Genomic DNA, 23,670 nt, shown 5'->3' with positions numbered 1-23,670 from the left:
TGTCCAATCGCTTTGGCGTCATCATTCGAGCCCTAGCTGCTTGCGCATGCGCGCGGTGATCGACTGGCGTACCTTGCCCATGTCGGCCCAAGGGTCGTCGACCTCCGCCAGACGCTCGCGCAGGTTGGTGATGTTCCATTGGTTGGCGGCCTTGATTTGCGCCAGTTCCTCACGCCAGACAGGTACCGATACCGGCAGCCCGTCACGGACACGCAGTGAATAGGCGCACGCCGTGGTGGCGCCTTTGCCGTTGCGCAGGTAGTCGATGAAGATGCGTCCCACGCGATTTTTCGGCCCCGACACCGCGCTCAGGCGCTTCGGAAACAGCTTGGCCAGGTAATTGACGATGGCGTGGCTGAAGTCCTTGACCTCGTCCCACCCGGCTCGCCGGGTCAAGGGCACAACCACGTGAATACCCTTGCCACCACTGGTTTTCAGGAACACCTTGAGGCCCAGTTCGTCCAGCAGGGTGAGGGTCAGTTGGGTCGCCTCCACCATGGCCTTCCAGGGCAGCGCAGGGTCAGGGTCCAGGTCGAGGACAAAACGGTCCGGTTTATCGAAATCCTTGTCCGTGGCGTTCCAGGTGTGCAGCTCCAGCATGTTCATCTGCACCGCACCCAGCAGCGTATCGGCGCGATTGATGACCATCGCTGCCTGGCCGGCCTCGGCCTTTTCGTAGCTAAGTACGTTGGGTATGTGCAGCTGGCCCGCATTTTTCTGGAAGAACAGCTCGCCGCCCAGGCCGTCCGGGGCGCGTACCAATGCCACCGGGCGATGCTTGAGCTGGGGCAGGATCCACTGGCTGATGCCGGCGTAATACTCGGCGACCTCACGCTTGGTTACCCCGGTTGAAGGGTCGATGACCCGGTCGGGGTGGGTCAGCCGCAGTTCACCCAGGTTCTCGGACGCCTTGGCCTGTTTGTTGCGGCTGGATACAGTCTTGGCGGGCATGGCGCGCTCCAGGTCAATGGCGGTTGCCGCTTTGTCATCGCGCAGACCGTGGAACACCGAATGGCGCACGATGCCGTCACGGGTCATCTGGGCAAAGGCGACTTCCGCCAACAACTGCGGCCGCAGCCAGTGCACACCACGCGCTTCGGCTCCGGCAGGCGGCGAGGGCAGGGCTGGCCTGGCGATTTCCAGGGGCTTGAGCCGCGCGTGGATGCTGGCCAGTGTCGTGGCATTGAAGCCGGTACCGACCTTACCGGCATAGCGCAGCTCGCCACTGTCGTTGTCGTGCAGGGCCAGCAGCAGGGCACCGAAGCCGCTGCGGCTGCCTTTGGGGTCGGTGTAGCCGACGATCACGAATTCCTGGCGTTGCTTGCACTTGAGCTTGATCCAGTCCGGGCTACGGCGGCCGCTGTAGACACTGTCAGCTCGCTTGCCGATCAGGCCTTCCAGCTTCAGCCGGCAGGCACTGTCGAGCAGTGACTGGACAGGTTCGTCGAAGTCGGCGGAATACTTGATGACGTCGGAATGGTTGTGCTCAAGCAGTTGGCGCAATGTATCGCGGCGGTTCTGCAGCGGTAGCTGTCGCAGGTCCTGACCGCCCAGAAATGGCAGGTCGAACAGGTAATAGGTGATGCGTTCGTCGTGCTCGGTATCGAAGGCGTTCTGCAGCGCCTGGAAATCAGCCACGCCGGTGTCATCGGCCACCACCATTTCGCCATCGAGCCAGGCCGAGTCGATGCCCAGCGCGCGCAGGGCGGCAACCTGCCGGGGCATCTTGCTGCTCCAGTCATGGCCGTTGCGGGTGAACAGGCGGATGTCCTGGCCCTCGATGCGGGCCAGGATACGGTAGCCATCGAACTTGACTTCGTAGCGCCAGTCGCCGCTGGGGGGAGAATCCACCAACGTTGCCAACTGTGGCTGTAACTGTGCTGGCAAGGGTGCAGCCTGAGCTTTGTCGGCGCGTTTACGGCTGCTGCGCGGGGCAGTGGCTTTTTTGGCAGCGGATTTGCGTGGCACCAGCGTGCGCTCGCTGAGCACGCTGTCGGGCAGGGCCTCGACAATGCTGTACTCGGTTTCGCTGCGCGCCTGGCCATCGTGCGACTTGACCAGCATCCATTGCTCTTTCTTGCCGGCCAGGTGGGTGCGGAACAGGTTCCACACGCCGCCTAGCTTCTCACCCAGCAGGCGGAATCGCAGCTTGCCTTTGACGTAGGCTTCATGCGCGTCGCCTTCAGGCTCCCAGATACCGCGGTCCCAGACGATCACGTCCCCTGCACCATAGTGGCCTTCCGGGATATGGCCCTCGAAATCGGCGTAGTCCAGCGGGTGATCCTCCACATGCACCGCCAGGCGGCGCACCTTGGGATCCAACGACGGGCCTTTGGGGATCGCCCAGCTTTTCAGGGTGCCATCGAGCTCCAGGCGGAAGTCGTAGTGCAAATGACTGGCGTCGTGTTTCTGGATGCAGAACTGCAGCGCATGGGCCCGTTTGCCACGTTTGCGTTTGCCGCTGGGCTCGGGTGTGGCGTTGAAGTCGCGCTTGCGCGCGTATTCCTGCAGGGGCTTGGCCATGGCGGGCTCCGGGCAGATCACGGTCTCTAACGTGGGAGGCGCCGGCCGAGGCGGTAGTTCAAAAAACTCTGAATCTTCCGTGAGCTGGCGTAGTCGACCGAATGAAGCCACCTGATGGAGAACGCACATGACCCGACCCGATGCAACTAAGCCATACACCCCCACCGCAATCGATGACATCGAAGACCGCATGGGCAGCGTGCATGAGCTGGATTTCGATGAACGCCTGGAAGAGCGCGAAGGGCGTGTGGGCGACGAGCGACCTGCCGCCGAGGTCGACCGTGAGTTTCCCCCCCGGCGCGTGGCGCAAAGTGGCATGACCGGCGGCGAGGCGCTGAGTGACAGCCTGCATGAGGACAATGTCACCTACGACGATTTGAGCCCGGACACCTTGCTGGACGAAACCGGTGCCCGCGACCCCCACGAGCCGGGCGCCAGTGGCGGCCCGGCAGACCAGCGTTTGCGCCAGGTGGATGCCGATGAGATCGGTGGCGGCATTGGCCTGGACGAGGCCGAACTGGCCCGATCCGCGCCGCTGGACGGGGTGCCCTGGACCGACGATGTGATTGATGACGAGGAGAGCAAGCCATGAACGAACAACGCTGCGCCTGCGCGCACTGTTCCTGCACGGTGGATGCCAATGCCTTGCAACGCGACGGCAAGGCCTATTGCTGCGAGGCCTGCGCCAGCGGCCACCGCAAGGGTGAGCCATGCCGGATGCAGGACTGCCATTGTGGTGAGAAGCCGGGCGAGAGCGCGGTGGACAATGCGCTGGATGAAACCTTTCCAGCGAGTGATCCGATCTCGCCCTGAAGCCAGTAGGCGGGCTGCCTTTTCACCCGGTCGCCCAATCCTTTGGGCCTAGGGTGTTGTGTTGCCTGCTTCGCGGGTAAACCCGCTCCTACATTTACGGCGCATGGCTTGGGCCTGGTTGGTTTCTTGGCGCGCCCCCCCGTAGGAGCGGGTTCACCCGCGAACACCGGCAAAGCCGGTGCCATGCAACGTGTTGCCTGCTTCGCGGGTAAACCCGCTCCTACATTATTTACGGCGCATGTCTTGGGCTTGGTTGGTTTCTTGGCGCGCCCCCGTAGGAGCGGGTTCACCCGCGAACACCGGCAAAGCCGGTGCCATGCAACGCGTCGCGTCTGCCACCTCCAGCGAACACAGCCCCTTTCAGGTCTGAGCAGGCTTGTCGCGCCGGCGCATTGCCTTGGCGCGCTTTTCCAGGATCAGGTAGGTCACCACCGCCAACAGCAGCGGAATCAGGTAGTACAGCGTGCGATAGCCGAGCAGGGCAGCCACCAGCGTGCCCTGGCCCATCTGCCCATGCAGGAGGGCGAGGAACACCGCTTCCAGCACACCCAGCCCCGCAGGGATATGCGCCACCACGCCGGCCACACAACTGATCAGCAGGATGCCGAGAATCGACGGGTAGAACGCTTCGCCCGGCAGCAGCCAGAAGATCAGCAGCGCCATCAGTGCCCAGTTACTGGCACCCAGCGCGACCTGGCACAGCGCCAGACGCAGCGAGGGCAGCGTCACTTCGTGGTCGCGCCAGCACCAGGTGCGCTTCTTGGCAAAACCACAGGCCAGCAGGTAGCCGCCCGCAATCGCCAGCAACAGCAGGCCGATCAGGCGCAGGCCTGTAGTGCCCACCGCCCAGTTGCCGGGCATCTCGACCAGGCCCAGGGCAAATACGGTGCCGGCCAGCAGCATATAGCCCATCCAGTTGGTCAACAGCCCCAAGGTGAGGATTCGTGTAATGGTCGCGGTATCCAGGCCCAACCGCCCATAAAGGCGGTAGCGCAAGGCAACCCCGCCTACCCAGGTAGTGAAATTGAGGTTGAAGGCGTAGCACACGAACGCGACGGGCAATACCTGCCGGGCAGGTAGCGTATGGCCGGTGTAAGCCCGGGCCAACAGGTCGTAACTGGCAAACGCGAGGTAGCTGCACAGCGCGATCGCCAAGCCGATGGCAAGGGTGCCAGGCTTGTAGGCGAGCAAAGACTGACGTACTTCGTTCCAGTCCAGATTGCGCGCCAGCAGGTACAGAAGCACAGGGATCAGGATCAGAAACGCGAGTGTGAACACGCGTTTGCCCCACGTTTGCCAGCTTTTGCGCGCCATCAGGAGTTGCCCTCGTGCAAGTTGCCCTGGGGTTCGGCTTCCGGCTGCACCGAGCGCAAACGCTGCCGGTGCGCAGGGAACCAGCCCGCAATGCGCGGGAAGTGGCGGATCACGTGGAAGCACACGAAGATCAACGGTGCTCGCCACCAGTAGCCGCGAATCATGCGCTCCAGGGTGACCGGTTTGCATTGCTCGCTGGCCAGTGTCTGCAGATGCTGGTGCAGTTGCTGGTTGAAGGCCCGGTCACGAATGAACAGGTTGGCCTCCAGGTTGAACGACAGGCTGAGGGGGTCGAGGTTGCTGGAGCCGACGGTGGCCCATTGGTCGTCCACCAGTGCCACCTTGCCGTGCAACGGCCGCTGGCAGTACTCATGAATCTTCACGCCGTCGCGCAGCAGGTAGTTGTACAGCAGGCGCGACAGTGCGCGTACCCAGCGCATGTCGGGCTGGCCCTGCAAAATCAACCGAACCTCCACGCCACGCCGGGCCGCGTTGCGCAACTCACGCATCAGCCGGTAGCCTGGAAAGAAATACGCATTGGCGACCACAATGCGTTGGCGGGCTTTACGAAACGCCTGAAGGTAGTGTGCCTCGATATCGGTGCTGCGCATGCCGTTGTCACGTTCGATCAACACAGCACTGCTGCTACCGGCGGGCTCGGTAACGGGGCGTACCGCACTGGGTGGCTGCAGCACGGGAGACATCAGGCGCTTACTGGCTGAATGTACCTGCGCCACTACCGGCCCAGTGACCTCCACGGCATAGTCCTGCTTGGCCATCGCACCAAAGTCGCCTAAATGGTCGGCGCTGTAATTGATACCGCCGATGAAGGCCCGCTCACCATCGACCACCACGATCTTGCGGTGCAAACGGCGAAACAGGTTGGTGCGCATACCGAACAAGCGGGGTTGTGGATCGAACGCATGAAAGCTGACACCGGCGTCGGTCATCGCTGAAATGAATTCAGCCGGCAGCTCGGCTGTGCCGTAGCCATCCGCGACCACTTCCACGCGTACACCGCGCCGGGCAGCCTCGATCAACACCTGCTGCAATTGCTTGCCCACTTTGTCGTCGAAGATGATGAAGGTTTCCAGCAATATTTCTTCCCGCGCCTGGGCCATGGCCTCGAACACGCGGGGATAGTACTGCTCGCCATTGATCAGCAACTGCACGCTGTTGCCGTCTACCCAAGGTCGGTTCACAGGTTGATCTCCGCAGCCAGTGGTACGTGGTCGGACAGATGCGACCACGGGTATTTGGACAGCACCTGGGCTGCGCCCGGCACCGCGTTTCGCAGGTAGATGCGGTCCAGGCGCAACAACGGCAGGCGCGCGGGGAAACTGCGCGCCGGGGTGCCGAAGGCCTCTGTCAGGTGTTCGCTCAGCACCGCGTCCGCCTTCAGCCGCCAGTCGTTGAAATCGCCGGCGATGATGACCGGCGCGTTGGGCGGCAGGCTGGCCAGCAGGTCCAGCATCAGTTTCACCTGGCGCTGCCGGTGGGCTTCCCGCAGGCCCAGGTGCACGCATACCGCATGCACCTCGTCATGGCCCGGCACCTCCAGCTGGCAATGCAGCAGGCCACGCTGTTCATTGCCCTGCACCGAAACATCCAGGTTGTTGAAGCGCCTGATGGGGAATTTCGACAACAGCGCGTTGCCGTGGTCGCCATGGGGATAGACCGCATTGCGGCCATAGGCGAACTGCGGCCACATGCTGTCGGCCAGAAACTCGTACTGCGGCGTTTCGGGCCAGGCTGGGTGGCGCAAGGCATGCTGCTGATGACTGCCGTGCACCTCCTGCAAAAACACCAGGTCGGCGCCTGTGGCGCGCACCGCCTCGCGCAACTCGGGCAGGATGAAGCGCCGGTTGAAGAAGGTGAAGCCTTTGTGCACGTTCAGCGTCAGCACATTCAGCCGACGAACAGCGGTCACCTTGTCGATGATGCAGCGTGGGGCGGGTAGGGTCTTGTTCACAAGGCCACCTCCGGTACCACGCCTGGCTCGGTCATCAGCTCATGGTCCAGCGACAGCTTTTGCAGCAAGCGCCTGGCGTCGTATGGCGCGTGAACCTTCTGGTCATTGTCGAAGTAGCAGTACACATCCCGTGCCGCACACCGAGGCGGCGGCCCCGGCACGATCAGGCGGGCATCGTCCGCCTGGTTACCTTCGCTCCATAGCTGGATACGCTGCTTCCAGCGCCGCAGCGCGCGTGCGGTATATCCGCTGCTGTACAACTCCACATCCCCGTGCAGGCGCATGTAGACGAAGTCGGCGGTTACATCTTCGGCACAGGGCCATTTGCCGGCGCTGTCGGCAACCACCAGCGCCACGCGATGTTTGCGTAACAGCTTGACGAAGGCTTCACAGAGGAAGCTCTCGTGGCGGATTTCCACGGCGTGGCGCAAGCGCGCATTGCCCTTGATGGCAAGGCTGCCATTACCCTTAAGGCGCTCGGCGCAGCCTTGGGCGCGTTCACGGGCCGCTTCGCGTGTGTGTGGCAGCAGCTCCAGGAACCGGGCAAAACGGTCTTCATCGAACTTCATGCTAGGGGGGAACTGCCACAGGAACGGCCCGAGCTTTTCGCCCAACAGCAGCGGGCCGGAAGCAAAAAAATTGGCCACAGGCTCTTCGATTTCCTTCAGCCGCCGGACATGGGTGATATAGCGCGGCCCCTTGACCGCGAACACGAAACCTTCCGGCGTTGCTTCACGCCAGCCCAGATAGCGTTCGGGCGTCTGCAGGCTGTAGAACGAGCCATTGATCTCGATGCTGTTCACCGCCCGTGAAGCGAATGCCAGTTCATCGTCCTGTTTCAGGCCTTTGGGGTAGAAATCCTTGCGCCAGGGGCCATAGCGCCACCCGGAGATACCGATGCGAATATCGCTCACGCTGCCGTCCTCACTGCCGGTTCCTAGTTCGGTCGCTCTGAAGGTGCGACCGGCAAAGACCGCCGAGGGTTCACAACGCTTGACCAACGGAAATGCTGACGCCGAGTTGAACTTTGCGGCAGTTGGCGTCTCCACCGCATACCCGTTTCATGGAAGGGTGCCAGGATGACATTCGAGCGTTTCGCCCACCGCCAGAGGGCCGGGCTGGGCGACGATGGGCAAAAGATCAAGCAATGACCTGCCACCCGTGGAGGCAAGCATGGCCAGACATATCATCCACTTCACCGGACCGATCAATTCGTCAACCTGTGGCAACCTGATCACGACCTGCTCGCGGGCATTGCAACAGGGTGCCGAGCTTCTGCAACTGAACATCGCCACCATGGGCGGCGAATGCAGCTATGGGTTTACCCTGTACAACTTTCTGCGGGCGTTACCCGTGGAGGTGCATACCCACAACCTGGGTACGGTGGAATCCATGGGCAATATCCTCTTCCTTGCCGGAGAGCGACGCACGGCTTGCAGTTTCAGCAAGTTTCTTTTCCACCCGTTTCATTGGACCTTGCATGGTTCGGTGGACCATTCGCGGATGTCCGAGTATGCGATGAGCCTGGATTACGACCTGCGCCTGTATGCGCAGATCGTGGCGGAGCGCACGAAAGGCGCGACCGAGGTTTTGGATGTACCGCGCTATCTAATGGCCTATCCAAGGATACTGGCGCCGCGGGAGGCGCTGGAAAACGGAATGATCCATGCAATCGACGAGATGCCCATCGCGTCAGACGCAACGCAGTGGAGTGTGCACGCCTAGCTCACCGAACGGACGCTGCAGTGCTCGCGTCACAAGCCAGCAAGGAGCGGATCAGGGCCTTGATCTCGCCCTTCACCACAGCCACCTGGTCCAGGTGGGCAAAGCGGCAATCGGAGATCTCATGCCGGGCCCTAGGCTGCGGTGCGTCGGCAAACTCCGCTGCGAACACGTAATGCATCCGCTCTGGCGTTTCGTGGCGCATCAACAAAACCAGCGATTCAGCCTGTAGCCCAGTCTCTTCCAGCAACTCCCGCTCGGCGGCCTGCATAGGTGTCTCGCCGGGCTCGATCTTGCCGCCTGGAAGGGTCCAGGGCGCGTTGGGCTTTCTTACCCACAACCATTTGTGGCGCTGCTTGCCATGCCGGCAAATGATTGTGGCGCGATGCTTGACTGGCTTCATTCAGGCTCCTGGGCAATTCCTTCATTGCATGAAGTTTCGGCCCTGGCTGGCAATAAACGTTGCGTTGAAGCTGACGAACGGTCACATCCGTCACGCAAATATATTGTGTGCTGCTTTTCGTACCGACGGTCAGCTGACAGCAAAGCGATCAAGCACAGCGATAAAACAGGCTCTCGGCAGGGGCGCACATTCGGCCACTGGTAACAAAGGTCGACAAAAACTTTGAATCTTCTGGCCATGGCCCGATCAATCAAAAGGTCATCCATGGAGAAGAGGAGGCCCCCTGCGATGCCTAGCCCACAGCTGTACATAATCGATTACAAACTGCATGACCAGCCGCGCAGTTTCATCATCCGCCTGGAACGCCTGGACAATGCCGAGGCCTGGCATTGGGCAAGTTGTGATGCGGGCATCGGCATCATTCCCAAGTTCGGTCGCGAGAAAATCAGGAAGGTCAGTCGGCCGATGGCCGAGCGTTACGGCATTACCGCCGTGAGCTGGCGGATTTCGGGGAGCAAGCCCAACCAGTCGGTGGGCGATCCGGCGGCGATGGTTTAACAGCTCGCCTGCAACCGGTAAAAGAAACTGCAGGAACGGACGTGCCCGCTCCTGCAGTGTACGCTGACACTCCTAGTGTCAGGCGCCAGAGTCAGGGTCGCTGGCCGGGACGCCGGGACGGTTTTCCTCATCATCAGTCACATTAGGGTCGGTATCCGGGTCGTCTGCCCGATCATTGCGTCGATCCGGCTCCAGCTCCGGCCAGTCATCTTCAACATTGCCGCCACCCATTCGCAGTAGGGAATTCATGGTGCAGTCCTCGTTCATGATCCTTATGAATTAAGAGCGACAGGTGCACGCCAGAGGTCCACTGAGCATTGGCAGTCGCTGACCAACGGTTTCAGGTACCTGAGTAATTCACGGCAGCCACTTAGGTGCATTGATCCCAAGCGCCTTGAGCAGCTACTGGCCTCTTCGCGGGTGAACCCGCTCCTACGGGGGAGCTGTGCAGTGCCGGTCAGAGACGGCTTGCCCGAAAAGAGGCCAGTGGCTTCAACACATCATGCTGGTTTTTTCAGCACCAAGGTCAGGATGTCATAGCTGGCCACCAATTCACCCAGCTGATTGGTTACTTCCACATCCCACGCCACCACCCCCTGCGGCTGCCCCAGCGGGCTGGTCTTGCCCTGGTCGATCTTGCGCTTGCAGGTCAGGCGCGCCTGGATGGTATCGCCAATGCCCACCGGGTTGATGAAGCGCAGGGTGTCCAGCCCATAGTTGGCCAATACCGGTCCGGCGCCGGGCGACACGAACAGCCCGGCCGCTGCCGACAGTACGAAGTAACCGTGGGCAATGCGTTTACCGAACTGCGACGCCTTGGCGGCGATTTCGTCGAAGTGCATATAGAAATGGTCGCCTGACAGGCAGCCGAAATTGACCAGGTCAGCTTCTGTCACGGTGCGGCGATGGGTGAGCAGCGACTCGCCGACACGCAGCTGCTCGAAGTAGCGACGGAACGGGTGCACTTCGGTTTCGATCACTTCGCCGCCGCGCACGTACTCGCCGGTGACCGCCGTGAGCATGCTCGGCGAGCCTTGTACTGCGGCGCGCTGCAGGTAGTGCTTCACCGCACGCAGGCCTCCCAGCTCTTCACCACCGCCGGCGCGGCCCGGGCCACCGTGCTTGAGCTGCGGCAGCGGCGAGCCGTGACCGGTGGACTCCTTGGCGGCCTGGCTATCGAGCACCAGCAGACGGCCATGCCAGGCAGCAGCCACCGGGATAGCCTTGGCGGCCACGCTGCGGTCGGCGGTGACCAGGGTCGCCACCAGGCTGCCTTTGCCACGGGCAGCCAGTGCCAAGGCTTCGTCGAGGTCGTCATAGGCCATCAGCGTACTGACCGGGCCGAACGCTTCGATATCGTGGGCGCCGCCCTCGGCATGCGGATCGCGGGCCTGCAACAAGGTTGGCGCAAAGAACGCGCCTTCTGCCACGCCTTCGCCACGCGGGGCAAAGCCATCGCTGGCGCCGAACAGCTGGTCACAACTCTGCAGCAGGCTGCGCACACGCTCGCCGACGTCGCGCTGCTGGTCATGGGAGGCCAGGGCCCCCATGCGCACACCTTCAAGCGACGGGTCGCCTACCACGACCTTGCTCAGGCGCTCGCGCAGGCGCGTGGCAACGGCATCCAGGTGCCTGGCCGGGACGATCGCGCGGCGGATGGCGGTGCACTTCTGCCCGGCTTTAGTGGTCATTTCACGCACCACTTCCTTGATGTACAGGTCGAATTCTTCGCTGTCCGGACTCACGTCCGGGCCAAGGATGGCGCAGTTGAGCGAGTCGGCCTCGGCGGTGAACGGCACCGAGTTACGAATCAGGTTGGGCGTCACGCGCAGTTTCGCGGCAGTGTCGGCGGAGCCGGTGAAGGTCACCACGTCCTGCCCCTGCAGGCGGTCGAGCAGGTCGCCGGTGCTGCCGATAACAAGCTGCAGGCTGCCTTCGGGGAGCAGGCCGGAAGCATTCATCAGGCGTACCACGGCCTCGGTCAAATAGCTGGTCGAGGTCGCCGGCTTGACGATGCAGGGCATACCGGCCAGGAACGTCGGGGCAAACTTTTCCAGCATGCCCCAGATGGGGAAGTTGAACGCGTTGATGTGCACCGCAACGCCTGCCCGTGGCACCAGGATATGACTACCGGCGAAATGGCCTTGCTTGCCCAACGGTATGGCTGGGCCCTCGTGCACCAGGTTACCCGACGGCAGCTCGCGGCTGCCGATACCGGCATAGGAGAACAGCGTGGCGTTGCCGCCTTCGATGTCGATCCAGCTGTCAGCCCGGGTGGCGCCGCTGTGGTGCGACAGGGCGTAGAGCTGCTCCTTGCGTTCGGCCAGGTACAGGGCCAGGGCTTTGAGGCGTTGGGCACGCTGTTGGAAATCCATGCCCATCAGCGAAGCAAGGCCGCGTGCACGCGCGTAGTCCACAGCTTCGGCGAAGTCCGGGCGCTCTTCATGGCTGTAGGCCAGTACGTGGCCGTCGAGGGCGCTGCGCAGGGCCTGGGCGCCGTGCTGGCCGAGCCAACGGCCGGCGATGAAACTTTGCAGAGTAGGGGCGGCAGACATGCTGTTCTCCATGCTGTTCAAAAAGTGGGGGGCGCTGTTACCACAGCGCCAGGGTGTAGCCGATGATCAGGCGGTTTTCGTCCACGGCGTTGGTCAGGCCGTTGCCGGAGCGGAAGGTGACATTGCGCCAGCGCAGGCTGACGTCCTTGAGCGGGCCACTCTGGATGACATACGTGATGTCGGTGTCGCGCTCGCGCTCGCGGCCATTGGTCACGGTGGCAGTTTCCGCGTGGCGACCGTCGGTGTAGCGGGTCATGAAACTCAGGCCGGGGATGCCCATGGCAACGAAGTCGTAGTCGTAGCGCACTTGCCAAGAGTCCAGCCCGGCGCGGGTGAAGGTGTTGTAGGTGACCAGGTTGACGGTGAACGGGTCGCCGCCGTTGACGAACGGGAAGGCGCTGTCACCGGACATCTGCTGCCAGGTGGCGGTGAACCTGTGCGCCCGCACGCCCAGGGTAAACATGGCGTTGAAGTTACGGTTGTCGATGTTGCCGGCACGCTCGGCACCGTCATTGCGGCTGTCGAAGTAGCGCAGGTCACTGCGCAGGCTCACACCTTCTGCCAGTGGGCGGGTGTCGATCAGCCCGACGAACTGCTGACGGTAGATGTCCTGGAGCTTGGCGTAGTAATAGCTGACCGTGGTTTGCGGGGTGATGGCGTAGCTGCCACCACCAAAGTCCAGGTGGTCACTGCTGGCAGCGCCATAGCCGATGTCGTCGCGGCCAGAGGAGTCACGCAGGTTGGCCTTGGTCAGGCGTCCGGCATTGAAGGTGAGGCCATCGAGGTCCTGACTGGTGAGCAGGCCACCCTGGAAGGTGGACGCCAGCAGGCGGGTGTCGTTGTACACCACCACCGGCAGGATCGGCTGCAAGGTGCCCAGCCGCAAGGTGCTCTTGGACACGCGAACCTTGCCGGTCAGGCCCAGCTCGCTGTAGTCGTCGACCGGTTCGTGACTGTTCGGGCCAAAAGGCAGCAGGCCGGTGTTGCGACGGTCGCGGCTGGAGTCGAGCTTGATGCCCAACTGGCCCAAGGCGTCCACGCCAAAGCCGACCGGGCCTTCGGTGAAGCCCGATTCCAGCTTGGCGGTAAAGCCCTGGCCCCATTCTTCGGCCTTGGCCTGCGGGGCGTTGCTCTGGCGAAAATCACGGTTGATGTAGTGGTTGCGCAGCTCCAGGCGTGCATGGCTGTCGCCGATGAAGTCGGCCAGCGCGGGCATCGGCAGGGCGAGGGTGGCCAGCCAGGCGGCTGACATGAAGTGTGTGCGGTTCATTGTTGTTGTTTTACCCGACATGTCTGTTCGTCCTTGCAGTCAGTGTTTGCTGGCGCCAGCCGCGCCGATACCGGTCATGGAGCGGATGAACTGGCCCAGGTAGCGACCCCGTTCTTCAACGGCACGTTCGGAGCTGTCGGTAACCGAGAACACCCAGGCACTGAGGAAGGCCAGGCTCATGGAGAACAGCGCAGGGTTGCTGTAGGGGAACAGCGCCGTTTCGTTGTGCAGCACGTTGACCCACACCGCCGGGCCCAGCACCACCAACAGCACCGCCGAGACCAGCCCGGCCATGCTGCCGCACACCGCGCCGCGGGTGGTCAGGCCTTTCCAGAACATGGAAAGGAGCAGCACCGGGAAGTTGACCGAAGCGGCCACCGCCAGCACCAGGCCGGAAAGGAAGGCAATGTTCTGCGACTCGAACATCAGGCCCAGGATCACCGCCAGCAGGCCGATGACCAGCGTGGCAATGCGTGACACGCGCATTTCCTCTTGCTCGGTAGCCTTGCCTTTGCGCATCACGCAGGCATACAGGTCGTGGGACACGGCCGATGCGCCGGACAGCGCCAGGCCAGCGACCACAGCCAGAATGGTGGCGAAGGCCACGGCAGAGATGAAACCCAGGAACAGGTTGCCACCCACGGCCTGGGCCAGGTGCACGGCGACCATGTTGCCGCCACCGATGATGGCGCCAGTGGCGTCGCGGTAGGACGGCTCGGTGCCGACCATGACGATGGCGCCAAAGCCGACAACGATTAGCAGCAGGTAGAAGTAACCAATGAAACCGGTGGCGTAGAACACGCTCTTGCGTGCTTCCTTGGCATCACTGACAGTGAAGAAGCGCATCAGGATATGCGGCAGGCCAGCGGTACCGAACATCATGCCCAAACCGAGGGAAATGGCGTCCACCGGGTTGGACAACAAGCCGCCTGGCGCCATGATCGCCTGGCCCTTGGCATGCACGGCCACGGCACTGGCAAACATGGCCTCGGTGCTGAAGCCGAAGTGCTTGAGCACCATGAAGGCCATGAAACTGGTGCCCGACAGCAGCATTACCGCCTTGATGATCTGCACCCAGGTGGTGGCGAGCATGCCACCGAAGGTGACATACGCAACCATCAGCACACCGACCAGCATCACGGCGTACAGGTAGCTGATGCCGAACAGCAGCTCGATCAGCTTGCCGGCGCCGACCATTTGCGCCACCAGGTACATCAGCGCCACCACCAGGGTGCCGAAAGCCGAGGTCAAGCGCACCGGGGTTTGCGCCAGCCGGTAGCTGACCACGTCGGCGAAAGTGTACTTGCCCAGGTTGCGCAGGCGCTCGGCAATCAGGAACAGGATGATCGGCCAGCCCGCCAGGACACCGAGGGCATACAACAGGCCGTCGTAGCCGTTCATGAACATCATCGCGGAAATGCCCAGGAACGAAGCGGCACTGATCATGTCGCCCGCGATCGCCAGGCCGTTCTGCATGCCGCTCAAGCCGCCGCCGGCGGTGTAGAAGTCGCTGGCCGAGCGGGTGCGCAGGGCAGCCCAGCGGGTGACCAGCAGGGTGAAGCAGACAAACACCATGAACATCGAAATGGCTGTCCAGTTCATTGTGCGCACTCCTGCTTGACCTTGTCGTTGAGCGGGTCGAGCACGTTGTTGGCGCGGTGTACGTAGATGCCGGTCAGGGCAAAGGACAGCAGCACCATCAGCACGCCCACCAGCATGCCGACCGTGGTCACGCCGCCGCTGAGGGACTGGCCGAGGGTGCTGGGCGAAAACGCAACCAGCAGGACGAAGCCGTAGTAGACCACCAGCATGGCCAGGGTCAGGCTGCCGTTAAGGCGGCGTTTGCGCCGCACCAGGTGCTGGAAGTCGGGGTGGTTGGCGATGCTTTCTATGCGTTCGGGTGTCATGGCAAGCGATCTCTTGGTTTTGTAATTGTTGTGTTGAGGTCACGCGGGGTATTGCGTTGCTGCTCAGGCCCTCTTCGCAGGTAAGGATGCCGCCCTAAGGCCCTGCGCAGGCCCTGTAGGAGCGGGTTTACCCGCGAAGCAGTCGCCTCGGTCTACAGCTGGTCGAAATCAAGCACCACCTTGTCACTCACCGGGTAGGTCTGGCACGACAGCACATACCCGGCCGCCACTTCGTAGTCTTCGAGGGCATGGTTGCTGTCCATCTCCACTTCGCCCTCGATCACCCGGCACTTGCAGGTGGAGCACACGCCGGCCTTGCACGAGTAGGGCAGCTCGGCGCCAATGGCGTTGCCGGCGTCCAGCACGTTCTGGGTGTTGCGCGGCAGGTCGAAGCTCAGTGCCCGGCCGTCGCTGATCACGGTGATATGGCTAAGCGCCGAATCCACCTGGCGTGCCGCCTCACGGGCTTCGCGGCGGGCCTCGCTGCCGGCGGTGGCGAACAGCTCGAAGTGAATGCGTTCCTTGGCCATGCCGTTGGCCTGCAGGCTGTCACGCACGGTCTCGGTCATCGCCTGCGGGCCGCAGATGAATGCCGCGTCCAGCCCGGCAACGTCCAGCCAGCGCGAAAACAGCTGGCCGCATTTGTCGGCGTCGATGCGGCCGTTGTACAGGTCGACGTCCTGCTGTTCACGGCTGAACACGAAAATCAGGTTCAAGCGGTCGAGGTAACGGTTTTTCAGGTCTTCGAGCTTGTCGCGGAACAGCGCCCCCGAACTGGAGCGGTTGCCGTACAGCAAGGTGAAACGGCTGTGCGGCTCGCTGGCCAGCGTAGTGGCGATGATCGACAGTATCGGGGTGATGCCGCTGCCGGCAGCTACCCCCAGATAGTTGCCTTGGCGAGCCGGGTCCAGTGGCACGAAGAAGCTCCCCGATGGCGGCATCACTTCCAGTTGCTGGCCGGCCTTGAGCACTTCATTGGCAAACGCCGAGAAGCGCCCGCCCGGCACGCGCTTGACGGCCACGCGCAGCTCGCCGTCCTGCACGGCGCTGCAGATGGAGTAGGAGCGGCGGACTTCTTCGTTGTCCAGCTGGGTACGCATGACCAGGTACTGGCCCTGAGTGAAGCGGAACTGGTCCTGCAGGTGCTCGGGCACATCGAAGGCAATCGATACCGCATCACGGGTCTCATTGCGCACTTGCTTGATGGTCAGGCTGTGAAACTGGCTCATGGTGGTCTCCACGGCTCAAATGCATTTGAAATAGTCGAATGGCTCCAGGCACTCGCGGCAGCGGTACAGCGCCTTGCAGGCCGTGGAGCCGAACTGGCTGAGCAATTCGGTATGGGCGCTGCCGCATTGCGGGCAGCACACCTGGGGGGCTTCGCCGAGCAGGCTGCGCTTGCTGGCGCTGCCTTGCGGCGGCGCAATGCCATAAGCGCGCAGGCGCTCGCGGCCCAGTTCGGTGATCCAGTCGGTGCTCCAGGCCGGGGTCAGCCGACGCTCCAGGTCTGGCGCGGTGAAACCGGCTTGCTCCAGCGCCTGGCGGATATCCCCTTCGATGACTTCGGTGGCCGGGCAGCCAGAATAGGTCGGGGTGACCACCAGGTGCAGGTGGCCGGCGCGCCAATCGACGTCGCGCACGATCCCCAGGTCGACCACGCTGACCACCGGCACTTCAGGGTCCATGACCTGGCCCAATACCGCCCAGGCGCGGGCCAGGTCGTCGCCTTGCTGTGCCCGTGCGCCGCGGTCGCCGGCAATCAGTTCACCAGGTTGCATCGGGGTAGGCCCTTGGCAGGAACTGCATTTCGGCCAGCAGCAGGCCCAGATGCTCGGTGTGCAGGCCTTTGCGGCCATCCAGGTAGAAGTGGCTGGCGGCCTTGGGCAGCGGCAGTTCGACCGAAGCAAACGTCGCGGCGACCTGCTTCAGCCAGGTGGCGCCGACGGTAGCGGGATCGGCGCCGATACCGCATTCGGCCAGACGGACTTCGTTGTCGCTGCCAGCGGTGAGTTCAACGGTGAAGCGCCACAGTACCGGGATAGCGGCGAGCATGCGCTGGCGGCTGGCATCGGTACCACCGCCCAGACGTTGTACCCATTCGCTGGACCGGCGCAGGTGGTAGGTGACTTCCTTCAGGGCCTTGGCGGCAATACCGGCGATTCGCGCGTCGCTGGACTCGACCAGCCCCTGGAGCACGGCGAAGTGCCACGCGTCGTAAAGGAACTGCTTGGTCATGGTGACGGCAAAGTCACCGTTGGGTTGCTCGACCAGCAGCAGGTTGCGGTAGGCGCGCTCGTCACGGCGGAACGCCAGGGCATCGGCATCCCGGCCATCGTCGAGCAGCTCGGCGGCATACTCCAGCCAGTTGCGGGCCTGGCCGACCAGATCGAGGCCGACGTTCATCAGGGCCAGCTCTTCCTCGATGGCCGGGGCACGGCCACACCATTCGCAGAGGCGCTGGCCCTGGACCAGGGCGCTGTCGCCGAGCAACAGCAGGTAGGGGATAAGGGCTTCTTTATGCATGGCCCACCTCACATGTGTCCGACTTCGTCGGGCAGCTCGTAGAAGCTGGCATGGCGATAGACCTTGTCGTCCGAGGGGGCGAACAGCGGGTCTTTCTCGTCGGGGGAGGAGGCGGTGATCAGCGCCGAAGGCACCACCCACAGGCTCACACCTTCGCTACGGCGGGTGTAGAGCTCGCGGGCATTCTCGATGGCCATGGCGGCATCGGCGGCGTGCACGCTGCCGACGTGCTTGTGGTTAAGGCCGTGCTTGCTGCGCACGAACACTTCGTAGAGGGTCCAGACAGACATTTTCGATCTCCGCATCTATCGCCGCTCAGGCGGCGTTCTTGTTCTGTTGCTTGCGCGCATAGGCCACTGCGGCCTCGCGTACCCAGGCGCCGTCCTCGATGGCCTTGCGCCGGGTGGCGACACGCTCCAGGTTGCATGGGCCATTGCCCTTGATCACTTCGTAGAACTCGTCCCACTGGATTTCGCCGAAGTCGTAGTGGCCGCGCTCGGCGTTCCACTTCAGCTCAGGGTCAGGCGCAGTGCAGCCAAGCAGTTCCAGCTGCGGCACGGTCTGGTCGATGAAGCGCTGGCGCAGTTCGTCGTTGGTCTGGCGCTTGATCTTCCAGGCCATCGACTGGGCGCTGTTGGGCGAGTGTTCATCGCTCGGGCCGAACATCATCAGCGCTGGCCACCACAGGCGGTTGATGGCGTCCTGAACCATGTCGCGCTGGGCTTGGGTGCCCTGGCGCATCATGGTCAGGAGCATTTCGTAGCCCTGGCGCTGGTGGAAGCTCTCTTCCTTGCAGATACGGATCATCGCGCGGGAGTAGGGGCCGTAAGAGGTGCGCTGCAGTACCACCTGGTTGACGATGGCGGCGCCGTCCACCAGCCAGCCCACAGCGCCCATGTCGGCCCAGCTGAGGGTGGGGTAGTTGAAGATGCTCGAGTACTTGGCCTTGCCGCTGTGCAGTTTGGCGATTTCTTCGTCGCGGTCAGCCCCCAGGGTTTCCATGGCGCTGTACAGGTACAGGCCGTGGCCGGCTTCGTCCTGAATCTTGGCCATCAGCTGCAGTTTGCGCTTGAGGCTGGGGGCACGGGTGACCCAGTTGCCTTCGGGCAGCATGCCGACGATTTCAGAGTGGGCGTGCTGGGAGATCTGCCGGATGAGGGTCTGGCGATAGGCCTCGGGCATCCAGTTCTTGGCTTCGATCTTGATTTCGGCATCGATCTTTTCCTGGAAGTTGCGTTCCTCGGGGGACATCTCTTCCAGCGACTTGATGCGCTTGACTCCGGTTTCCACTAGCTGTGCGTACATGTGCTGCGACTCCTGCTAAGGCATGAGTCATTTGTAAGCGATACAAAACATAACGTCAAACACATTTATATGTATCAAGTAAGATTTGTGTATCACGTTGACAGCCAAGAGGGCTGTCGGGCAGCAGCGCGTGCCCGGCAGAACGCAGGCAAAAAAAGGCCCCGGACAATGCCGGGGCCGAAATGGCAGCCGAATGGGTCAGCTGGCCAACCGTCTGTCGAACACGTGGCACGCCTTGCCCTCGGAGCGCTTGAGCGTGCCGCAGGGCTGCAGGTGCACCTGGGTGCTGATACCGATGTAAGTCTTGATCTGTTTGCTCAACTCCCCGACAACCAGCTTGCGCTGGCCCTCGTCAAGGTGCTGGCACTCTGCACGCAGTTCCACGTGCACCTGGACACTGTCCAGATTTCCATTGCGATACAGATGAATCTCATAAAGCTCAGAAAGCTGTTTTATTTTTAGCACCTGTTCCTCGATCTGAGTCGGGAACACATTGACCCCGCGAATGATCAGCATGTCGTCACTGCGGCCGGTGATCTTGCCGATCCGCCGCATCGGCCGAGCGGTGCCTGGCAGCAGCCGGGTGAGGTCGCGGGTGCGGTAGCGCACCATCGGCAATGCCTCCTTGCTCAGCGAGGTGAATACCAGCTCGCCCAGTTGGCCATCCGGCAGCACCTCGCCGGTGGCAGGGTCGATGATTTCGGGATAGAAGTGGTCTTCCCAGATGGTCGGGCCGTCCTTGGTCTCTATGCACTCCATTGCCACCCCGGGCCCCATGATTTCCGAAAGGCCGTAGATATCGAGGGCATTGATGCCCAGACGCTGCTCAATCGAGCGGCGCAGCTCGTCGGTCCATGGCTCGGCACCAAAAATGCCCAGGCGCAGCTTGAGGTCGTGCGGGTCGATGCCCTGGCGCTCGATTTCATCAGCCAGGTTGAGCATGTAGGACGGGGTGACCATGATGATGTCGGGCTGGAAGTCGCGAATCAGCTGCACCTGCTTTTCGGTCTGGCCACCGGACATGGGGATCACGGTGCAGCCCAGGCGTTCGGCACCGTAGTGCGCGCCGAGCCCGCCGGTGAACAGCCCGTAGCCGTAGGACACATGCACCTTGTCACCTTTGCGCCCGCCGGCCGCACGAATCGAACGGGCAACCACATTGGCCCAGGTGTCGATATCGTTCTGGGTGTAGCCGACTACCGTCGGCTTCCCGGTGGTGCCACTGGAGGCATGCAGGCGCACCACTTCTTCATGGGGCACGGCAAACATGCCGTAGGGGTAGTTGTCGCGCAGGTCGTTCTTGCCGGTGAAGGGGAACTTCGCCAGGTCTTCCAGGCACTTGAGGTCATCAGGGTGGATGCCGTACTCGGCAAAGCGCTGGCGGTACAACGGCACATTGTCGTAGGCGTGCTTCAGGCTCCAGCGCAGACGTTCCAGCTGGTGCTGGCGCAGGGCATCGACGCTGGCGGTTTCCATCGGGTCCAGCAGGGCACGATCGGCATCATGGTACATGTTCATGGCTTCACTCGAATTGTTCTTGTACGCCGCGCGCCAGCGGTTGCAGGCCACGCGGTGAGTGTCATGGAGGCAGCATATACGGCTGCGTTCAGTTCGGTAACAAGCGCAGGGTCTGAACCGCTCAGAGGCGCTCGATGATCATGGCAATGCCTTGGCCTACGCCGATGCACATGGTGCACAGGGCGTAGCGGCCGGCCGTTTCTTCAAGCTCGTGCAAGGCAGTGGTCACCAACCGGGCACCGCTCATGCCCAGGGGATGGCCCAGGGCGATGGCACCGCCGTTGCGGTTGACTCGCGGGTCGTCGTCGGCCAGGCCCAGCTCGCGCAACACGGCCAGCCCCTGGGCGGCAAAGGCCTCGTTGAGTTCGATGACATCCATGTCAGCCAGTGCCAGACCGGTGAGCGCCAGCACCTTGCGGGTCGCAGGCACCGGCCCGATGCCCATCAGCCTGGGCTCAACCCCGGCCACAGCCATGCCGACGATGCGCCCGCGCGCCTTCAGGCCGTGGCGGCGGGCCGCGGCGCTGCTGGCCAGCAGCAGGGCGCAAGCGCCGTCATTCACGCCGGAGGCATTACCGGCCGTTACGCTACCGCCTTCACGAAACGGCGTGCCGAGCCGAGCCAGCTGCTCCAGCGTGGTGTCGCCGCGTGGGTGCTCGTCATGCTCGACCACTTTGGACGGGCCTTTACGCTGCGGGATTTCGACCCGCACGATTTCCCGCGCCAGGCGGCCGCGGGCCTGAGCTGCTGCAGCCTTGTGCTGGCTGCGCAGGGCAAAGGCATCCTGATCGGCGCGCGAGATGCCGAACTGTTCAGCCACGTTTTCGGCCGTTTCCGGCATCGAATCGATGCCGAAGGCGGCCTTCATCAGCGGGTTGACGAAACGCCAACCGATCGTGGTGTCGAACAGCTCGGCCGCACGCCCGAATGCCTGCTCCGACTTACCCATCACAAACGGCGCACGCGACATGGACTCCACACCACCGGCCAGCATGAGCCCTGCTTCACCACAGCGCAGGGCACGTGCCGCATTGCCGATGGCATCCAGGCCGGAACCGCACAGGCGGTTGATCGTGGTCCCTGGTACTTCGACTGGCAGCCCGGCCAGCAGGCTCGCCATGTGAGCCACGTTGCGGTTGTCCTCGCCGGCCTGGTTGGCGCAGCCGAAGATAACGTCATCAATGGCTTTCCAGTCCAGTTCGGGGTGGCGCTGGATCAAGGCTTTGAGCGGGATAGCCGCCAGGTCGTCGGCGCGCACACTGCTCAGGGCCCCGGCATAGCGGCCAATGGGGGTGCGCACGGCGTCGATGATCAAGGCATCGGCGTGAGTCGGTTCATTCATCTTGCGTCTCCTGTGCCAGCACGGTGCCGCGCACTTTGTAGGATTTGCCATGGAACATCGCCACCAGCTCACCGCGCTGGTTGTCGATGCGCACGTCATACAGGCCGGTGCGGCCTTTGCGGCTGACTTCGCTGGCGTGGGCGGTGAGCACGTCATCGCGCAGCGCCGGGGCCAGGTAGTCGATGCTGCAGCCCAGCGCCACCGTGGCCTGGTCGTAGCTGTTGCAGGCGAAGGCGAACGCCGAATCGGCCAACGCGAACAGGAAACCGCCATGGCAGGTGCCATGCCCCTGGATCATGTCGGCACGTACCGCCATGCGCAGGCTGGCCCGGCCCGGGCCGGCATCCAGCAGGCTGATACCCAGGCCCTGAGTGGCCGGGTCGCGGGCGTACATGGCGTCGGCACAGGCTTGTGCCAGTTGCTCTTCAGTCATGCAGGGTGCCTCCTTTGGCTTCACAGCGGCGTAACAACAGGGAAGGGCGGTAGCGGCTCTCGCCATAGCTGCGCTGCAGGTTGTCGAGCACGCGCAGGGTATGGGCAATACCGATGTTCGCCGCCCAGGCCAGCGGGCCGCAGGGGTAATTGACGCCGGCGCGCATGGCCAGGTCGATGTCGGCGGCGCTGCCGACGCCCTGAAGCACCGCATCCGCGGCCTCGTTGGCAAGCATTGCCACGGTGCGCAGTACCACCAGGCCGGGCAGGTCGGCGACACCGGTCACTTTCAGGCCGGCACGCTGCAGCAGGGCTACGGCCTGGTCACGGGCGCTGTCGCTGGTATCCGCTGACCAGCTGATGGCAATGCGCGTGGCGCTGCTGTAGTCCAGCGCAAGGTCGAGCAGCACCAGGTTGCGCAGCCCGTCCTCACGGGCACGTTGGCTAGCCAGGCGGCCGTCGGACAGGGCCAGGGTGGCGTCGCCCACCTGGATCAGGCCACTACCGGCGCGCTGGGTCACGGCAATACCGCTTTGGCGAAGGCGCTCGACCAGCGGTTGCATCACCCCCAGGTTGCCCTCGACAACGCAGGCCTCCGCGCGGGAGGAGCTGTGCAGTTCGGCCGGCTGCGGGCGCTCGACGCCTTCGGCATAGCAATAGAAGCCTTGGCCGGTCTTGCGCCCCAGGTGACCAGCGTCCACCAGTTCTTTCTGCACCAGCGAAGGCTGGAAGCGGAAATCGCCATAGAAAGCATCGAATACGGAACAGGTGACAGCGTAATTGACGTCATGGCCAATCAGGTCGGTCAGCTCGAACGCCCCCATGCGGAAGCCACCCGCGTCACGCATCAGCGCATCCAGGCTGGCGCAATCGGCGGCACCTTCCTGCAGCAGGCGCAGGCTTTCGGCATAGAACGGCCGCGCTACCCGGTTGACGATGAAGCCCGGTGTAGAGCGCGCATGGACCGGCTGCTTGCCCCAGGCCTGGGCAGTGGCGTAGATGCATGCGGCGACTGCAGGGTCGGTTGCCAGGCCCGATACCACCTCGACAAGCGCCATCAGCGGTGCCGGGTTGAAGAAGTGCATACCGACCACGTGCTGCGGGCGTTCAAGGCCAGCGGCGAGGCTGGTGATGGACAGTGACGAAGTATTGCTGGCAAGGATACAGTCGGCCGCGCACAGGGTTTCGAGCTGACTGAACAGCGCCTGCTTCACCTGCAGGTTTTCGACGATGGCTTCAATCACCAGGCCGGCATCTGCCAAGGCTTCGAGTGTATCGACCGGGCACAGGCGGGCATTGATCGTTTCGCGTTCAGCGGCCAGTAACTTTCCTTTGTCCACCAGCCGGGTCAGTTGGCGATCGATACCCGTCACCGCCTGGGCGGCAGCACCCGGGCGGTTGTCGTAGAGCTTGACGGGGTGACCGGCCTGGGCCGCGACCTGGGCGATACCGGCGCCCATGGCACCGGCACCAATCACCGCCACCTGCACATTGCTTGCGAGTGCGCCCATGT

23 protein-coding genes and 1 pseudogene are annotated in these 23,670 nt (G+C 63.1%); 4 read left to right on the top strand and 20 right to left on the bottom strand.

Translation table 11 applies throughout. The annotated features are described in order from the left end of the window. Window positions 1-21: 21 nt before the first annotated feature. Window positions 22-2,523 (bottom strand): DNA ligase D, encoded by a 2,502-nt coding sequence (gene ligD / locus PRJ_RS13460; protein WP_104961653.1) that lies wholly within the window; start codon window positions 2,521-2,523, stop codon window positions 22-24. A gap of 127 nt (window positions 2,524-2,650) precedes the next feature. Here ligD and PRJ_RS13455 point away from each other — a divergent pair, with 127 nt between their 5' ends. Together PRJ_RS13455 and PRJ_RS13450 are read left to right on the top strand one after the other, a co-directional pair. After that, window positions 2,651-3,115, top strand: a complete 465-nt coding sequence (locus PRJ_RS13455) for a phosphotransferase system, HPr-related protein (protein ID WP_104961652.1) — start codon at window positions 2,651-2,653, stop codon at window positions 3,113-3,115. Next, window positions 3,112-3,336 (top strand): metallothionein, encoded by a 225-nt coding sequence (locus tag PRJ_RS13450; protein WP_104961651.1) that lies wholly within the window; start codon window positions 3,112-3,114, stop codon window positions 3,334-3,336. The genes PRJ_RS13455 and PRJ_RS13450 overlap by 4 nt, the downstream gene beginning before the upstream one ends. Before the next feature lie 360 nt (window positions 3,337-3,696). Here PRJ_RS13450 and PRJ_RS13445 read toward each other — a convergent pair whose 3' ends face one another. Genes PRJ_RS13445 through PRJ_RS13430 form a run of 4 tightly spaced genes read right to left on the bottom strand, consistent with a single transcriptional unit; the run spans window position 3,697 to window position 7,536 of the window. After that, the gene (locus PRJ_RS13445) at window positions 3,697-4,650 is read right to left on the bottom strand and encodes a lysylphosphatidylglycerol synthase domain-containing protein (RefSeq protein WP_104961650.1); all 954 of its coding nucleotides are present in this window, start codon (window positions 4,648-4,650) and stop codon (window positions 3,697-3,699) included. Then, window positions 4,650-5,852, bottom strand: coding sequence for a cardiolipin synthase ClsB (gene clsB / locus PRJ_RS13440; protein ID WP_020190817.1), 1,203 nt, complete (start codon window positions 5,850-5,852; stop codon window positions 4,650-4,652). The genes PRJ_RS13445 and clsB overlap by 1 nt, the downstream gene beginning before the upstream one ends. After that, window positions 5,849-6,622, bottom strand: a complete 774-nt coding sequence (locus PRJ_RS13435) for an endonuclease/exonuclease/phosphatase family protein (RefSeq protein WP_064492044.1) — start codon at window positions 6,620-6,622, stop codon at window positions 5,849-5,851. Before PRJ_RS13435 ends, clsB begins: the two co-directional genes overlap by 4 nt. Beyond that, window positions 6,619-7,536, bottom strand: a complete 918-nt coding sequence (locus PRJ_RS13430) for a DUF72 domain-containing protein (protein ID WP_064492045.1) — start codon at window positions 7,534-7,536, stop codon at window positions 6,619-6,621. Before PRJ_RS13430 ends, PRJ_RS13435 begins: the two co-directional genes overlap by 4 nt. Before the next feature lie 259 nt (window positions 7,537-7,795). Here PRJ_RS13430 and PRJ_RS13425 point away from each other — a divergent pair, with 259 nt between their 5' ends. After that, complete coding sequence (locus PRJ_RS13425) at window positions 7,796-8,347, top strand: ATP-dependent Clp protease proteolytic subunit (RefSeq protein ID WP_104961649.1); 552 nt, start codon at window positions 7,796-7,798, stop codon at window positions 8,345-8,347. Window position 8,348: 1 nt separating this feature from the next. Here PRJ_RS13425 and PRJ_RS13420 read toward each other — a convergent pair whose 3' ends face one another. Continuing rightward, on the bottom strand, window positions 8,349-8,747 hold the full coding sequence (locus tag PRJ_RS13420; RefSeq protein ID WP_104961648.1) for an NUDIX hydrolase: 399 nt from the start codon (window positions 8,745-8,747) through the stop codon (window positions 8,349-8,351). A gap of 288 nt (window positions 8,748-9,035) precedes the next feature. Here PRJ_RS13420 and PRJ_RS13415 point away from each other — a divergent pair, with 288 nt between their 5' ends. Next, on the top strand, window positions 9,036-9,305 hold the full coding sequence (locus PRJ_RS13415) for a DUF6555 family protein (protein WP_004374494.1): 270 nt from the start codon (window positions 9,036-9,038) through the stop codon (window positions 9,303-9,305). 78 nt (window positions 9,306-9,383) lie between these two features. Here PRJ_RS13415 and PRJ_RS13410 read toward each other — a convergent pair whose 3' ends face one another. The 14 genes and pseudogenes from PRJ_RS13410 to paaH all read right to left on the bottom strand — a co-directional run bounded on the left by PRJ_RS13410 (window position 9,384) and on the right by paaH (window position 23,668). Beyond that, window positions 9,384-9,554: a hypothetical protein gene (locus PRJ_RS13410; protein WP_158682562.1), complete on the bottom strand. Its 171-nt coding sequence runs from the start codon at window positions 9,552-9,554 to the stop codon at window positions 9,384-9,386. Window positions 9,555-9,805: 251 nt separating this feature from the next. Further along, entirely contained in the window at window positions 9,806-11,860 is a 2,055-nt protein-coding gene (paaZ, locus tag PRJ_RS13405) for a phenylacetic acid degradation bifunctional protein PaaZ (RefSeq protein WP_020190812.1), read from the bottom strand. Between the two features lie 37 nt (window positions 11,861-11,897). Further along, window positions 11,898-13,130, bottom strand: coding sequence for an OprD family porin (locus PRJ_RS13400; protein WP_104961646.1), 1,233 nt, complete (start codon window positions 13,128-13,130; stop codon window positions 11,898-11,900). Window positions 13,131-13,169: 39 nt separating this feature from the next. Further along, window positions 13,170-14,738: pseudogene (locus tag PRJ_RS13395) on the bottom strand (cation acetate symporter); the annotation flags it as partial. After that, entirely contained in the window at window positions 14,729-15,037 is a 309-nt protein-coding gene (locus tag PRJ_RS13390; RefSeq protein WP_004374508.1) for a DUF485 domain-containing protein, read from the bottom strand. The gene PRJ_RS13390 and the pseudogene PRJ_RS13395, both read right to left, overlap by 10 nt. 152 nt (window positions 15,038-15,189) lie before the next feature. Next, entirely contained in the window at window positions 15,190-16,266 is a 1,077-nt protein-coding gene (gene paaE / locus PRJ_RS13385; RefSeq protein WP_104961645.1) for a 1,2-phenylacetyl-CoA epoxidase subunit PaaE, read from the bottom strand. Window positions 16,267-16,281: 15 nt separating this feature from the next. Beyond that, window positions 16,282-16,815 carry a 1,2-phenylacetyl-CoA epoxidase subunit PaaD gene (paaD, locus tag PRJ_RS13380; RefSeq protein ID WP_020190807.1) on the bottom strand — a complete coding sequence of 178 codons (534 nt, stop codon included), beginning with the start codon at window positions 16,813-16,815 and terminating at the stop codon, window positions 16,282-16,284. Further along, complete coding sequence (paaC, locus tag PRJ_RS13375) at window positions 16,802-17,560, bottom strand: 1,2-phenylacetyl-CoA epoxidase subunit PaaC (protein ID WP_020190806.1); 759 nt, start codon at window positions 17,558-17,560, stop codon at window positions 16,802-16,804. The genes paaD and paaC overlap by 14 nt, the downstream gene beginning before the upstream one ends. 8 nt (window positions 17,561-17,568) lie before the next feature. Beyond that, complete coding sequence (paaB, locus tag PRJ_RS13370; RefSeq protein ID WP_004374528.1) at window positions 17,569-17,850, bottom strand: 1,2-phenylacetyl-CoA epoxidase subunit PaaB; 282 nt, start codon at window positions 17,848-17,850, stop codon at window positions 17,569-17,571. A gap of 25 nt (window positions 17,851-17,875) precedes the next feature. After that, window positions 17,876-18,865 carry a 1,2-phenylacetyl-CoA epoxidase subunit PaaA gene (gene paaA / locus PRJ_RS13365; RefSeq protein ID WP_010954157.1) on the bottom strand — a complete coding sequence of 330 codons (990 nt, stop codon included), beginning with the start codon at window positions 18,863-18,865 and terminating at the stop codon, window positions 17,876-17,878. Between the two features lie 198 nt (window positions 18,866-19,063). Then, window positions 19,064-20,383 (bottom strand): phenylacetate--CoA ligase PaaK, encoded by a 1,320-nt coding sequence (gene paaK / locus PRJ_RS13360; protein ID WP_104962878.1) that lies wholly within the window; start codon window positions 20,381-20,383, stop codon window positions 19,064-19,066. A gap of 121 nt (window positions 20,384-20,504) precedes the next feature. Then, window positions 20,505-21,725, bottom strand: a complete 1,221-nt coding sequence (gene pcaF / locus PRJ_RS13355) for a 3-oxoadipyl-CoA thiolase (RefSeq protein ID WP_104961644.1) — start codon at window positions 21,723-21,725, stop codon at window positions 20,505-20,507. Continuing rightward, entirely contained in the window at window positions 21,718-22,158 is a 441-nt protein-coding gene (paaI, locus tag PRJ_RS13350; protein ID WP_064492055.1) for a hydroxyphenylacetyl-CoA thioesterase PaaI, read from the bottom strand. Before paaI ends, pcaF begins: the two co-directional genes overlap by 8 nt. After that, window positions 22,151-23,668, bottom strand: a complete 1,518-nt coding sequence (gene paaH, locus PRJ_RS13345; protein ID WP_104961643.1) for a 3-hydroxyacyl-CoA dehydrogenase PaaH — start codon at window positions 23,666-23,668, stop codon at window positions 22,151-22,153. Before paaH ends, paaI begins: the two co-directional genes overlap by 8 nt. Window positions 23,669-23,670 lie beyond the last annotated feature (2 nt).

It is taken from the genome of Pseudomonas sp. XWY-1, from assembly GCF_002953115.1.
In the GTDB taxonomy this organism is placed as follows: Bacteria; Pseudomonadota; Gammaproteobacteria; order Pseudomonadales; family Pseudomonadaceae; genus Aquipseudomonas; species Aquipseudomonas alloputida.
The sequence above is the reverse complement of the archived record's forward strand: the minus strand, read 5'-3'. Positions and strand labels throughout refer to the sequence as shown.